Genomic DNA, 12,753 nt, shown 5'->3' on the forward strand with positions numbered 1-12,753 from the left:
CTCCATGCACAGCCCTAGAACGCTCTACCAAAAACACATCGACAGTCACACCGTATGCGCCCTCGACGATCAGGGCCATGTGCTTTTGTACATCGACCGCCAGGTCGCCAACGAATACACCAGCCCGCAAGCCTTCAGTGGCATGCGCGAAGCCGGTCGCAAAGCATGGCGCCCGGGCGCGACCCTGGCGGTCGTCGACCACGTCAATCCCACGGCGCCGACACGCACTGCCGCCATGCCGGATGCTGGCGGCGCTCGTCAGGTGTCTTACTTCGAAGAAAACTGCCGCGACTTCGGTATCGAACTGTTCGACGTGCTGGACAAGCGCCAGGGCATCGAGCACGTCGTGGCCCCCGAACAAGGCTTTATCCTGCCCGGCATGGTCGTTGCCGCCGGCGACAGCCACACCACCACCTACGGTGCCCTCGGTGCCTTCGGTTTCGGCATTGGCACCTCGGAAATCGAACACCTGCTGGCCTCGCAAACCCTGGTCTATAAGCGCCTGAAGACAATGCGCGTGACGGTTAACGGTGTACTCGGTACGGGCGTGACGTCCAAGGACATCATCATGGCCCTGATCGAAAAAATCGGCGCTTCCGGTGCCACGGGCTATGCCATCGAATTCGCCGGCCCGGCGATCAGCGACCTCAGCGTCGAAGCGCGCATGACCATCTGCAACATGGCCGTCGAGGCAGGCGCCCGAGGCGCGTTCATGGCCCCCGATGACAAGGTCTTCGCCTACCTGCAACACAAGCCCCGTGCACCTCAAGGCGAACTGTGGGAACAGGCCGTCGCAAAATGGCGCGGCCTGCACAGCGACGAAGGTGCGGTGTTCGATCGCGAAGTCACCCTGGATGTAGGGACGCTGGAACCCATGGTCACCTGGGGCACCAGCCCCGATCAGGCCGCACCGGTGGGCGGGCATGTGCCGGACCCGGCCACGCAGCCGGACCTGATCCTGCGCCAGGGCATGCAACGCGCCCTGAACTACATGGGGCTGGCACCGGGCATGCCACTCAGCGACGTGGTGATCAGCCACGCTTTCATCGGCTCCTGCACCAACGCCCGCATCGAGGACCTGCGCGATGTCGCCCGCGTCGTGCGCGGCAAACGGGTGGCGTCGCACGTGCGGGCGATGATCGTGCCCGGTTCGACACTGGTACGTCATCAGGCCGAAGACGAAGGACTGGCGCAGATCTTTCTCGATGCTGGGTTTGAATGGCGCCAGTCGGGCTGTTCGATGTGCCTGGCGATGAATGACGACGTGCTCGCCCCCGGTGATCGCTGCGCCTCAAGCACCAACCGCAACTTCGAAGGCCGGCAAGGCGCCGGTGCGCGCACCCATTTGATGAGCCCGGCCATGGTCGCCGCCGCAGCTATTACCGGGCACCTGACCGACGTGCGCACCTTCGCGCTGGAGGCTTGAACCATGCAATCTTTCGATATCGTCAGCGGCAGCGCCGCCCCGCTTCTGGCCTCCAACATCGACACCGACGTGATCATGCCCAAGCAGTTCCTGAAAGGAATTGATCGCAAGGGCCTGGACCGGGGCCTGTTCTTTGACTTGAGGTTCCTTGAAACCGGTGAACCCAATCTCGAGTTCATCCTCAACCAACCGGCCTGGAGCGAGGCTGCGTTCCTGGTGGTGGGTCCCAATTTCGGCTGTGGTTCGAGCCGCGAGCACGCGGTCTGGGGCCTGAAGCAGGTGGGCATCCGGGCACTGATCGGCACCAGCTTCGCCGGTATTTTCTACGACAACTGCCAACGCAATGGCGTGCTGGCGATCCAGCTGACCGAGGTTCAACTCAAGCAGATTGCCGCGTTGATCAACAACCCGGCAACGGCTCGAATCCGCGTCAATCTGCCGGAGCAAAGCATCGAATTGGCAGACGGTAGCGTGATCCCGTTCGAGATCGATCAACTGCGCAAGCAATCGCTGCTGCTGGGGCTGGATGCCATTGGCACTACGTTGCAACGTGCGGAGCAGATTCTCCAGTTCGAGGCCCGGCAACTGGCGGAAAACCCCTGGTTGAACTGATAAGGACTTTGTAGGAGCGAGCCTGCTCGCGATGGTCGTTAACGATAACGCGTGTTTATTGGCTAAACGCGGCGCTCTTGAATCCATCGCGAGCAGGCTCGCTCCTACAGAGACGCCGGTGGCTCATTCAACCGACAGATGACGAAAATATTCTTCCAAAAACTCCACGCAAACCCGCAGCTTGGCCGACTCGCTCAACCGCGTCGGGTACACCGCCCAGACGTTGGCGCTCTGGGTGTAATCGTGCAGCACCTGCACCAGTCGCCCCTGCTCCAGCATCGGCTTCACATCCCACATCGAGCGCAACAGGATCCCTCCGCCACTCAGGGCCCACTGCAACACGATCTCACCGTTGTTGGACGATAACGGCCCGCTGACGCGTACCGATTCTTCCTGCCCGTTCTTCGTCAGGCTCCACACGCCGAATGCGTTGTTGCGCTCCTTGAGCACCAGACAATCGTGGTCTTTCAAGTCCGCCAGCGATTGCGGCACACCCCTGCGCTCCAGGTACTCGGGCGTCGCACACAGCACCCGCCGGTTGCTCACCAGTTTGCGTCCCAGGTGCTGGCCCGGCAGGTCATCACCCACACGGATTTCCAGATCGAAGCCCTCGCCGACGATGTCGACCACGCGATCGAACACGTCCAGGCGCAATTCAAGCCTGGGATAGGTTTGCGATAGCTCGCAGATCGCCGGTGCCACATGGTTACGCCCGAAACCGAAGCTGCTGCAAATGTGCAGCGAGCCCATCGGCTGTTGCCGCGCCTGGGATATTTCGCCGACGAAGTCATCGAAGTCACCGAGCAACTTCTCCGCCCACACCCGCACCCGCTCGCCGTCGTCAGTCAGCGCGATGCGCCGTGTGGTGCGGTGCAGCAGGCGGGTCGAGAGCGTGGTTTCCAGCACGGAAATGCGTTTGCTGATGTACGCCGGGGAATACCCCAGCTCCTCGGCAGCGCTGGCGAAGCCGTTTTTTCGAACGACGGTGAGGAAAACCTTGAGGTCTTCAGGCAAGGGAAATTGATCACGATTCGTGTTCATACGCCTCATACTTTCGCTGTTTATTGCGTTATTGGCGAAGGATACCATCGATCTACCGAGTGGCAATCCATCCCCGGCCAACCGTGGTTTCTGAATCCTCGATAAAAACAACATGAGGAAAGCGCGACATGAACAAGCCCTATGAGCAATCCCTGAACGTCCCCGATGGCGGTTTCGTGCAACGTCTGCGCAACCTGTGCGCCTACGAAATCGGCGTCATCCCACTGCCGGTCTTTCTCGGCATCGCGGTCATCGTTTATCTCTCGGCCCATTTGGGCTTCCTGCCCAAAAACATGATCGGCGGGCTCGCCGTGATCATGACCATGGGTGTGTTCTTCGGCCAAATGGGCTCGCGCCTGCCGATCCTCAAGGAAATCGGCGGCGGTGCCATCCTGTGCCTGATGCTGCCATCGATCCTGGTGTTCTACGGCTTCTTCGGGCCAGCGACAATCGACGCCACCAAAATGCTGATGAAGGAAGCCAACTTCCTGTACTTCGTGATCGCCAGCCTGGTGGTCGGCAGCATTCTGGGCATGAGTCGCTTCATTCTGGTCCAGGGCATGCTGCGGATGTTCATTCCCTTGCTCGTCGGCACCCTGGCCGCCGTTGCCAGCGGGTTGATCGTTGGCAAGCTGGTCGGCTACAGCTTCCACCACACGTTCTTTTTCATCATCGTGCCGATCATTGGCGGCGGGATCGGCGAAGGGATTCTGCCCCTGTCGCTGGCCTACTCGGCGATCCTCGGCGGCACGCCGGATATCTACGTGGCTCAACTGGCACCGGCCGCGGTGGTCGGCAACATCGTGGCGATCATCTGTGCCGGTTTTCTCGCTCGTCTGGCGCTGAAACGCCCGACCATCAATGGTGAAGGCTCGCTGATTCGCGCCAAAGCCGAAAATGACCAGTTCCAGGTCAAGGAAAACACAGGCGCTATCGTCGACTTCCGCGTCATGGGTGCCGGGGTGCTGGTGATCTGCGCGTTCTTCGTCCTCGGCGGCCTGCTGGAAAAAGTCGTGGGCATTCCCGGTCCGGTGATGATGATTCTCGCGGCGGTGCTGTTTAAGTACATTCGGGTGCTGCCGGAGAAACTCGAGAAAGGCGCCAACAGCTTTTACAAACTGGTGTCATCGGCGTTCATCTGGCCAGTCATGATCGGTCTGGGCATGCTCTATGTGCCGCTGGACAGCGTGGTCAAAGTGTTCTCGGTCGGCTATGTGCTGGTGTGCGTCTCGGTGGTGGTGTCGATGACCGTAGCCGGCTTCTTCATCGGCAACCTGATGAAGATGTACCCCATCGAATCGGCCATCGTGACCTGCTGCCACAGCGGCCTGGGCGGTACCGGGGACGTGGCGATCCTGTCGGCTTCCAACCGTATGTCGCTGATGCCGTTCGCGCAAATCTCCACGCGCATTGGCGGGGCTTCGACGGTGATTCTGGCGACGATATTGCTGCGGATTTTTGTTTGAAGCCGAGCCGTCCATCCGGTAGTTCCAAGTGCAATCAACACCGGCCCGGCGCCGGTGTTTTGCTGTCTGCGACACCCTCCTCCCGATTGGCCGTTATCGGCCCAGCCGATTCAAACCTTCGAATTATCGATTTGTGCAGCAGTCCGTGGACCGCGAGCATGGCACCACTTCCAACAACAAAAACCAAGGACCCGCCATGACCGCCCGATTTCACAATCCAGTGGATACCCGCTTCGGCTGGGGCAGCCTGCAAGAGCTTGCCGCCATCACCGAACACCAGAACGTTGCCGTCGTGACCTTTCCCGAAGCCCGTGGCCTGGGGCTGGTGGATCGCCTTCAAGCGTTGCTGGGCGAACGCTTGGTCTACGTGATCGAAGATGTCCAGCCCAATCCCGATGTCGCGCAACTTCGCGCGACCTATGAACGTTTCTGGCAAGAGGCCGGCGATTGCCATGTCGTGATTGCCGTCGGTGGCGGCAGTGCCATCGACACCGCCAAGGCACTGATTGTCGGCACCGAATCAGGGCGCTTCGATGAGCTGCTGGCCTTGCTGGCAAGCGGTAAACCCTTCGTCCCGGTTCGCAGTAAACAGCTGATCGCAGCGCCGACCACGGCGGGCACCGGCAGTGAGGTCACGCCCTGGGCGACGATCTGGGACGCGGCCAACCACAAGAAGTACTCGCTGCACCTGGACTGTACCTGGCCTCGCGTCGCCATCATCGATCCGCAATTGATGCTCACGGTGCCGGCCAGCGTCACCGTTTCCACCGGGCTGGATGCACTGTCCCACGCACTGGAGTCGATCTGGAACATCAACGCCAACCCGCTTTCCGACACCTTCGCCATCTCTGCCATCGAGGACATCCTCGAATGCCTGCCCTTGCTGCGGCGGGACCTGTCCAATCAGGAACTGCGCTCACGAATGGCCCTCGCCGCACTCAAGGCCGGCATGGCGTTCTCCAACACCAAGACCGCGCTGGCCCACTCCATTTCCTATGAGATGACCTTGCACTACGGCTTGCCCCACGGCATTGCCTGCTCCTTCACCCTGCCACTGGTGTTGGGCCTTGCCTGGGGCCACGACGAGACGCGCGACAAGACCCTGCAACGGGTTTTCGGGCCAGACCTGGATAAAGCCCAGGCCCGATTGCGCGCCTTCCTGCACAGCCTGGAGGTGAAAACCGAGTTCGCCGACTACGGCGTGACGGCCGAAGAGGCCCGAACCATGATCGATTTCGCCCTGCAGGGCGCACGCGGCAAGAACTTCATCGGCTCACGAGCGGCCTAGGGCTCGCCAGCCCCCCAAAGACACTACACTGCCAGCGGCGTAACGAGCCGCGACGATTTCCTGCTGCACCTGAAAAAGAGTGCACCCTGCGATGCAACTCGCAGGGACCGAACAAGAATAAGGAAAAGATCATGAATCGTGCCCAAACCATGCCAGGTCTCGCCGTACACACTGCATCGTTTCGCGTCGCCCAGTGGCGCATGCTGCTGGCAGCCATGTTTTGCTATCTGTTTTTCTATACCGGGCGACAAACGTTCGGTTTCGCCATCCCCGGTATCCAGGCCGAGTTCGGCTTTACCAAAGAGCACCTTGGCTGGGTATCGGCCGCCATGCTCTGGGCCTACGCGATTGGCCAGGCCATCAACGGAAACCTCGCCGACAAATTTGGTGGCCGACGCATCATGACCATGGGCGCCGTGCTGTCCTGCGGCGCCAACTGGGTGACGAGCTTCGCCAGCAACTTTGCCGCGTTGATTTTGCCTTGGGGCATCAATGGCTACTTCCAGGCATTGGGCTGGGCACCGGGCAGTCGGCTGATCTCCAACTGGTGGAGCGCGGGCGAACGCGGCAAGGTCTACGGTTTCTATGTGTTCGCGGCCGGCTGCGCGTCGGTGCTGTCCTACGTGACTTCGATCGTCGTGCTGGAAGTGATGCATCTGGAGTGGCGCTGGATCTTCCGCCTGCCCGTGTTGCTCATGCTGGCGGGCGGCATCATCTTCTACCTGGTGGCCCGCGAGCGTCCGCAAGACCTGGGTTTCGAACCGCCTGCCGACACCGGTGTGGCCAACGCCGAGGACAAAAGCCATGAAGTGGCCCAGGGCGAAGTCGAAACTTCCGCGCAGCGTTATAAAGCCGTTCTGAAAAACTTCCGCCTGATCATCGCCGCCGTGTCCCTGGGCTTCCAGAACGCTGCCCGCTACGGTTTGATCGTCTGGGTGCCGGTGCACTTCCTGGGTGCCAACTGGAAGACCGGCGACAGCATGATCGATCCGAAGTGGATCACCGTGGCCCTTCCCGTCGGCATGGCCATCGGCGCACTGAGCAACGGCTGGATCTCGGACAAGCTGTTCGGCTCCAAACGCTACCTGGCGATCATGCTCTACATGTTCCTCGGCGCGGCGACCAGTATGTGGATGTGGACCCTTGCCCCCCACAGCGCAACTGGTCTTGTGGCGTTGTTCCTCTGCGGTTTCTTCGTGTACGGCCCCGCTTCCAGCTTCTGGGCGCTGTGCCCGGACCTGGTGGGCGCCAAGCGCGCCGGCACCGCGACCGGGGTGATGAACTTCTCGTCCTACCTGTTCGCCGGCCTGGCGGAACCGCTGATCGGCAGTATGCTCGACAGTACCGGCAACACCTCGCTGATCTTCATCGTGGTCACCGCTGCCTGTCTCTGCAGCGCGTCGGTGGCGCTGTTCATAAGGCGTTGATTGCCCGGCCGGACAGATTGAATCAATGGCAGCGGCTCAGGAACAGGATCGTCTATGTACCAGTACCACAAGTGGCTACGTTCATTTCATGCGGTGGCCAAGACCGGCAGCTTCACCCTCGCCGCCGAGTATTTGAGCGTCGGCCAGCCCACGGTCAGTGAGCAGGTCAACGCCCTGGAAAAGAAGTTTTCCGTGGAACTGTTCCACCGCCGCGGCCGCTTTATCGAAATGAGTGCCGCCGGGCACCAGCTCTATGCGATCACCCAGGGCCTGTTCGGCCAGGAGGATGAAGCCGTGCAATTGCTGCAAAGTTTCAAGCAACGCAAGACCGGCATGCTGCGCCTGGGCGCGGTGTCGCCGCCGATTGCCATGAACCTGACCTACGAACTGATGCAACGGCATCCGGACATCGAGCTGGAAACCTCGTTCTCCCCGGAAAAAGAGACCCTGGATCGCCTGTTCAACTTCGATATCGATGTGGCGATCCTGGCCCTGTCCGAATTCGACCAGCGTTTTGACACACAGCTCTACCGGCGCTACCCGATCATTGCCGTGGTGCGTGACGACCATCCCTGGGCCCGGCAGAAAGAAGTGCATGTCGAGCAGATCAGCGAGGAGAAATGGGTGCTGCGGGAAAAAAGCTCCCGTACTCGTCAACTGGTGGAGGAAAGCTGCAAGCAACTGGGCGTCGCGCTGAACTGCGTCATGCAGTTGAACAGCCGCGAGGCCATCGTGCATGCCATCGCCAAGGGCATCGGCATCGGTTTCGTCTCGGCCGTCGAGTACGCCGAAACCCCGGGCACCAAACCGATCACCTTCGTCAATCACCCGTTTTCCATCGACTACCACCTGTGCTGCCTGGGCATTCGCCGAAACCGGCCAATGATCGCGGAGCTGTTCGACTCGAGCCCGACCCCGGCCACCTGATTTCGTCTCACCCTTGAGCAATCCACAGGCCTACTTCCTGGCGACAGGAGGGACGGCCTGCCCACAACAAAAAATGGAGAAATACCATGAACTACCAACAACCGAGCCAACTGCAAGCCGTGGTCCTGGACTGGGCCGGCACCGTTGTCGATTTCGGCTCCTTCGCCCCCACGCAGATTTTCGTCGAAGCCTTTGCCGAGTTCGGCGTCGCCGTTTCACTGGAAGAAGCGCGAGGCCCGATGGGCATGGGCAAGTGGGATCACATCCGCACCCTGTGCAATCAACCGCAGATCGCCGAACGCTACCGTGCGGTGTTTGACCGCCTGCCGACCGATGACGATGTCACCGCACTGTACGAACGGTTCATGCCACTGCAGATCGAGAAAATCGCCCTGCACTCGGCCCTGATTCCCGGCGCGCTGAACACCATCGATGCCTTGCGCGACAAGGGCCTGAAAATCGGTTCCTGCTCCGGTTACCCGGCCGTGGTCATGGAAAAAGTGGTCGAACTGGCGCGACACAATGGCTACGTGGCCGACCATGTGGTGGCCACCGACGAGGTGCCGAACGGCCGCCCCTACCCGGCCCAGGCCCTGGCCAACGTGATTGCCCTGGGGATCAGCGACGTCGCCGCCTGCGTCAAGGTCGACGACACCTGGCCCGGCATTCTCGAAGGCCGTGCCGCCGGGATGTGGACGGTGGCGCTGACCTGTTCCGGCAATGCCCTGGGCTTGACCTACGAGCAATACAAGGCCCTGCCCTCCGACAGGCTGGACAGTGAACGGGCGCGCATCGTCAAGATGTTCGAAGGCTCCCGCCCGCACTACCTGATCGACACCATCGTCGATCTGCCGGCGGTCATCGAAGATATCAATGCGCGACTGGCGCGAGGTGAAACACCGCAGGGATCCTGAGCTGACTCAGGCGTCAAGCGGCCGTCCCACGGGCGGCCGCCTCACTTGAAAAAATCACTCGGCGTCTTGCCGAACTGCTTCTTGAACATGGTCGTGAACGCACTCGGGCTGTCGTATCCCAGCTCCCCGGCGATGTCGATGATCTTCTCCCCTACGGCTATTCGTTCCAGCGCCAGCAGCAATCGCGCTTGCTGGCGCCATTGGCCGAAGGTCATGCCGGTTTCCTTGCGAAACCTGCGCTGGATGGTTTTGGCGTCGAGGCTCAAGCGGGCGCTCCAGTCCGACAGCGTCGAGCCATCCCCGGGATCACGCTGCAACGCGCTACAAATCAGGTTGATACGTTGATCGGCGGGCTGCGGCAGGTTCAAGGGCAAGGTCGGCAGGATCGTCAGTTCATCCAGGATCAGCCGCAGCACCCGGGCTTCCCGCGAATCCGGCTCACAGGCAAAGTCGAAATCGACCGAGACCTTGATCAGCTCGCTCAACAATGCGGAAACACTCACCGCCCGGGTTTCGGCGGGCAGATCCAGGCCCGGGTCAGGGCGCACGAAAACGCTGCGCATCTTGATCGCCCCCACACAGCGAATCGAGTGCACTTCTCCACTGGGCATCCAGATGCCACGGCTCGGCGGCACCGTCCATTGGCTGATGGCCGTGTGCACCACCATCACGCCTTCGATGGCATAGATCAGCTGGTGCTTTTCATGGGAGTGCGGCGGAATGAACCAGTTTTCCGGGTAGTCGGTCGCACTGCTGCGTACGCTCCAGCCGCCCTGGTCGATCTCCGCAAGAAATGCCTGTAATGGTTTGATGATGACGCCCTTTTTGCGATGGTCCATGTCCGAATTGCGTGAGACGGGCGCCCTTGAGGCCCCTAGGATAACGCCGAACCCTGAAATTGGCTGCGCCTTGCGTTCGCAGTTCGCGTTATTTATCCGGAAGATCGCCCATGTCGACCACCACCCTCAGTTCACCCTCATCCACCGCTTCGGTGGCCAGCCAGGCCAGCCCCCTGGTCATGCGCGTCATCGGCGCCTGCGCGCTGGCGCACCTGATCAACGACCTGATCCAGGCCGTGCTGCCGTCGATCTACCCGATGCTCAAGGCCAGCTATGGCCTGAGCTTCACCCAGGTCGGCCTGATCACACTGACCTTCCAGCTCACCGCTTCACTGCTGCAACCGTGGATCGGTTTCTACACCGACCGGCATCCCAAGCCCTGGCTGTTGCCGGCGGGCATGGTCTGCACCCTGATCGGTATTCTGATGCTGTCGATGGTCGGCAGCTTCCCGGCGATTCTCGTGGCCTCGGCGCTGGTGGGGGTTGGCTCGTCGACCTTTCACCCTGAGACCTCGCGGGTGGCGCGGCTGGCCTCGGGTGGGCGCTACGGCCTGGCACAGTCGACCTTTCAGGTCGGTGGCAACGCCGGTAGCGCCTTCGGCCCCTTGCTGGCCGCCGCGATCATCATTCCCTACGGCCAGGGCAACGTCGCCTGGTTCGGCCTGTTCGCGGTGTTCGCCATCCTCGTGCAATACGGTCTGAGCCGCTGGTACCGCAATCACCTAAGCCTGTTCAAGCTCAAGCAAGGCAGCAAGGCCACCCACGGCCTGTCGAAACGCCGGGTGACCTTCGCCCTTGTGGTGCTGGCGTCGCTGGTGTTCTCCAAATACTTCTACATGGCCAGCTTCACCAGTTACTTCACCTTCTACCTGATCGAGAAATTCGACCTGTCGGTGGCCAGTTCGCAGCTGTACCTGTTCCTGTTTCTTGGCGCCGTCGCGGCGGGCACGTTCTTTGGCGGCCCGATCGGCGACCGGATCGGCCGCAAGCGGGTGATCTGGTTCTCGATCCTCGGCGCCGCGCCCTTCACCCTCGCCCTGCCCTACGTCGACCTGTTCTGGACAGGCGTGCTGAGCATGATCATCGGCTTCATCCTCGCCTCGGCGTTCTCGGCCATCGTGGTCTTCGCCCAGGAACTGGTGCCCGGCAACGTCGGCATGATCGCCGGGGTGTTCTTCGGCCTGATGTTCGGTTTTGGCGGGATCGGTGCCGCGCTGCTGGGGCACCTGGCGGATATTCATGGCATCGAATATGTCTACACCTTGTGTTCGTTCCTGCCGTTGCTGGGAATTCTGACCATACTGTTGCCGTCTACTGGACAACGCTCGTCGGGAGCGTGAATAGCCATCAGGAGGAAACCCCCATGAAAATCGTAGTCACCAGCGTGCTCGTCGATGATCAGGCCAAGGCGCTTGCCTTCTACCGGGATGTGCTCGGTTTTGAACTCAAGCACGATATCCCCATGGGCGAACATCGCTGGCTGACGCTGACCTCTCCCGGCGATCCCGAAGGTGTCGAACTGCTGCTGGAGCCCAATGCCCACGGCGCGGCAAAGACGTTCCAGAGCGCGATCAAGCAGGATGGCATTCCCTGCACATTTTTCGGCGTCGAAGACGTGCAAGCCGAATATGCCCGGCTCAGCGCCGCCGGCGTGCAATTCACCCGCCCGCCGACGGTGATGGGACCGGTCACCCTCGCGGTACTGGACGACACCTGCGGCAATCTCATCCAGATCGTTCAGCAAAACTCAACCGCCTGATCATTTCTGCTACCAACCCTGTAGCACTCGGTAACACCCGGCCCCAATGCAGTGCGTCTTTTAAACGCCTTGCCGTGCGCCACCCCGCTCCACACGGGGCCACCCGCCATGGCGTACTTTGTGCATCCAATGGCCATCCTCTTCTACCTGTAGCCGCCATGCGCCCCAAGGAACTGAAACTCTGGACCACCGGTGTCGCCCACCTGCTCGACCTGCCTGCCGGGCATGCGCGGCTGTCGGGGTTGAGCCATTGGCTTCGGCAAATCTGCCCGGTCGATCATTTCGTGTTGTTCGTCTACGAGGGCAATCACCGGCCACTGGCGTTGTTCGATACGTTCTCGGCGGACAAGCGGGCGGTGTATGTCGACGACTATCAGTGCGGGCCCTACCTGCTCGATCCGTTCTACCTGGCCTGTACACGCGGGCAGGCGCCGGGGCTGTGGCGTCTGCGCCAGTTCGCCCCCGACCACTTCTACCTCGGCGAGTACTTCCTGACCTATTACCAGCAGACGGGTCTGGCCGAGGAAGTGGCGTTCTTCGTCGACCTCGGCGGTGGCGCCACGGCGGTATTGTCGTTGATGCGATCCAGCGCCAGCTGTGCATTCAGCCGGGACGAAATGCAATTGGTCGAGTGTGCGCAAGCGGTGGTCGAACAAGTCATCAATGAAGCCTGGCGCTTGCGTCAGGCTCAGGAGCCGCGTCCGGCGCAGGACCTGGACTTCAAGATCCGCGAAGCCTTCGACCAGTTCGGCGCGCACATCCTCACCGGGCGCGAGCAGGAGATTGTGCAACTGTTGCTGCGCGGCCACTCCAGCGCCTCGGTCGCCGAACAACTGAACATCAGCCCTGGCACGGTGAAGATTCATCGCAAGAACATCTACGCCAAGCTGGGGATTGGCAGCCAGTCGGAGTTGCTGGGGTTGTTTATTCGGGAGTTGACGGAAGATCCGTTGCAGGCGCCCGGCCTCAGGCTGCAAGCCTGATACCTGTCGGTTAACAGAAACCCCCTGTGGGAGCGGGCTTGCTCGCGAAAGCGATATTTCAGCCGACACAT

The 12,753-nt window shown here is 61.2% G+C and carries 12 protein-coding genes; 10 read left to right on the forward strand and 2 right to left on the reverse strand.

Annotated elements, in window-relative coordinates; genetic code table 11:
- Nucleotides 1-4 precede the first annotated feature (4 nt).
- Both leuC and leuD read left to right on the forward strand, forming a co-directional pair.
- On the forward strand, nucleotides 5-1,426 hold the full coding sequence (gene leuC / locus AC3IT6_RS16715) for a 3-isopropylmalate dehydratase large subunit (RefSeq protein ID WP_489351246.1): 1,422 nt from the start codon (nucleotides 5-7) through the stop codon (nucleotides 1,424-1,426).
- A gap of 3 nt (nucleotides 1,427-1,429) precedes the next feature.
- The gene (gene leuD / locus AC3IT6_RS16720) at nucleotides 1,430-2,038 is read left to right on the forward strand and encodes a 3-isopropylmalate dehydratase small subunit (protein WP_489351248.1); all 609 of its coding nucleotides are present in this window, start codon (nucleotides 1,430-1,432) and stop codon (nucleotides 2,036-2,038) included.
- A gap of 123 nt (nucleotides 2,039-2,161) precedes the next feature.
- Here the strand turns inward: leuD and AC3IT6_RS16725 are convergent, their stop codons facing one another.
- Nucleotides 2,162-3,079, reverse strand: coding sequence for a LysR substrate-binding domain-containing protein (locus AC3IT6_RS16725; RefSeq protein ID WP_489351250.1), 918 nt, complete (start codon nucleotides 3,077-3,079; stop codon nucleotides 2,162-2,164).
- A 128-nt stretch (nucleotides 3,080-3,207) separates the two neighbouring features.
- Between AC3IT6_RS16725 and AC3IT6_RS16730 the strand changes: the two genes are divergently transcribed.
- From AC3IT6_RS16730 to phnX, 5 genes are all read left to right on the forward strand, one after another.
- Nucleotides 3,208-4,545, forward strand: coding sequence for a 2-hydroxycarboxylate transporter family protein (locus tag AC3IT6_RS16730; protein ID WP_489351252.1), 1,338 nt, complete (start codon nucleotides 3,208-3,210; stop codon nucleotides 4,543-4,545).
- Nucleotides 4,546-4,741: 196 nt separating this feature from the next.
- On the forward strand, nucleotides 4,742-5,833 hold the full coding sequence (psrA, locus tag AC3IT6_RS16735; protein WP_489351254.1) for an iron-containing alcohol dehydrogenase PsrA: 1,092 nt from the start codon (nucleotides 4,742-4,744) through the stop codon (nucleotides 5,831-5,833).
- Nucleotides 5,834-5,964: 131 nt separating this feature from the next.
- Complete coding sequence (locus AC3IT6_RS16740) at nucleotides 5,965-7,260, forward strand: MFS transporter (RefSeq protein ID WP_489327465.1); 1,296 nt, start codon at nucleotides 5,965-5,967, stop codon at nucleotides 7,258-7,260.
- 54 nt (nucleotides 7,261-7,314) lie between these two features.
- Nucleotides 7,315-8,187, forward strand: a complete 873-nt coding sequence (locus tag AC3IT6_RS16745; protein WP_489270552.1) for a LysR substrate-binding domain-containing protein — start codon at nucleotides 7,315-7,317, stop codon at nucleotides 8,185-8,187.
- Nucleotides 8,188-8,273: 86 nt separating this feature from the next.
- On the forward strand, nucleotides 8,274-9,101 hold the full coding sequence (gene phnX / locus AC3IT6_RS16750) for a phosphonoacetaldehyde hydrolase (protein WP_223446538.1): 828 nt from the start codon (nucleotides 8,274-8,276) through the stop codon (nucleotides 9,099-9,101).
- Nucleotides 9,102-9,142: 41 nt separating this feature from the next.
- Here phnX and AC3IT6_RS16755 read toward each other — a convergent pair whose 3' ends face one another.
- The gene (locus tag AC3IT6_RS16755; protein WP_489356597.1) at nucleotides 9,143-9,916 is read right to left on the reverse strand and encodes an AraC family transcriptional regulator; all 774 of its coding nucleotides are present in this window, start codon (nucleotides 9,914-9,916) and stop codon (nucleotides 9,143-9,145) included.
- A 134-nt stretch (nucleotides 9,917-10,050) separates the two neighbouring features.
- On the opposite strand from AC3IT6_RS16755, the gene AC3IT6_RS16760 reads away from it, so the two are divergent.
- From AC3IT6_RS16760 to AC3IT6_RS16770, 3 genes are all read left to right on the forward strand, one after another.
- Complete coding sequence (locus tag AC3IT6_RS16760; protein WP_489351256.1) at nucleotides 10,051-11,280, forward strand: MFS transporter; 1,230 nt, start codon at nucleotides 10,051-10,053, stop codon at nucleotides 11,278-11,280.
- 23 nt (nucleotides 11,281-11,303) lie between these two features.
- Entirely contained in the window at nucleotides 11,304-11,699 is a 396-nt protein-coding gene (locus tag AC3IT6_RS16765) for a VOC family protein (RefSeq protein ID WP_223446535.1), read from the forward strand.
- 158 nt (nucleotides 11,700-11,857) lie between these two features.
- Complete coding sequence (locus AC3IT6_RS16770; RefSeq protein WP_223446533.1) at nucleotides 11,858-12,682, forward strand: response regulator transcription factor; 825 nt, start codon at nucleotides 11,858-11,860, stop codon at nucleotides 12,680-12,682.
- The last annotated feature ends 71 nt before the right edge of the window (nucleotides 12,683-12,753 follow it).

This window comes from Pseudomonas sp. KH_017 (assembly GCF_057840285.1).

Excerpts from the sequence above, each read along its gene's own strand:
- AC3IT6_RS16760 (WP_489351256.1), top strand. The coding sequence starts at position 10,051 with ATGTCGACCACCACCCTCAGTTCACCCTCATCCACCGCTTCGGTGGCC.
- AC3IT6_RS16740 (WP_489327465.1), top strand. The coding sequence starts at position 5,965 with ATGAATCGTGCCCAAACCATGCCAGGTCTCGCCGTACACACTGCATCG.
- AC3IT6_RS16765 (WP_223446535.1), top strand. The coding sequence starts at position 11,304 with ATGAAAATCGTAGTCACCAGCGTGCTCGTCGATGATCAGGCCAAGGCG.
- leuD (WP_489351248.1), top strand. The coding sequence starts at position 1,430 with ATGCAATCTTTCGATATCGTCAGCGGCAGCGCCGCCCCGCTTCTGGCC.
- psrA (WP_489351254.1), top strand. The coding sequence starts at position 4,742 with ATGACCGCCCGATTTCACAATCCAGTGGATACCCGCTTCGGCTGGGGC.
- leuC (WP_489351246.1), top strand. The coding sequence starts at position 5 with ATGCACAGCCCTAGAACGCTCTACCAAAAACACATCGACAGTCACACC.
- AC3IT6_RS16730 (WP_489351252.1), top strand. The coding sequence starts at position 3,208 with ATGAACAAGCCCTATGAGCAATCCCTGAACGTCCCCGATGGCGGTTTC.
- AC3IT6_RS16725 (WP_489351250.1), bottom strand. The coding sequence starts at position 3,079 with ATGAACACGAATCGTGATCAATTTCCCTTGCCTGAAGACCTCAAGGTT.
- AC3IT6_RS16745 (WP_489270552.1), top strand. The coding sequence starts at position 7,315 with ATGTACCAGTACCACAAGTGGCTACGTTCATTTCATGCGGTGGCCAAG.
- AC3IT6_RS16770 (WP_223446533.1), top strand. The coding sequence starts at position 11,858 with ATGCGCCCCAAGGAACTGAAACTCTGGACCACCGGTGTCGCCCACCTG.
- phnX (WP_223446538.1), top strand. The coding sequence starts at position 8,274 with ATGAACTACCAACAACCGAGCCAACTGCAAGCCGTGGTCCTGGACTGG.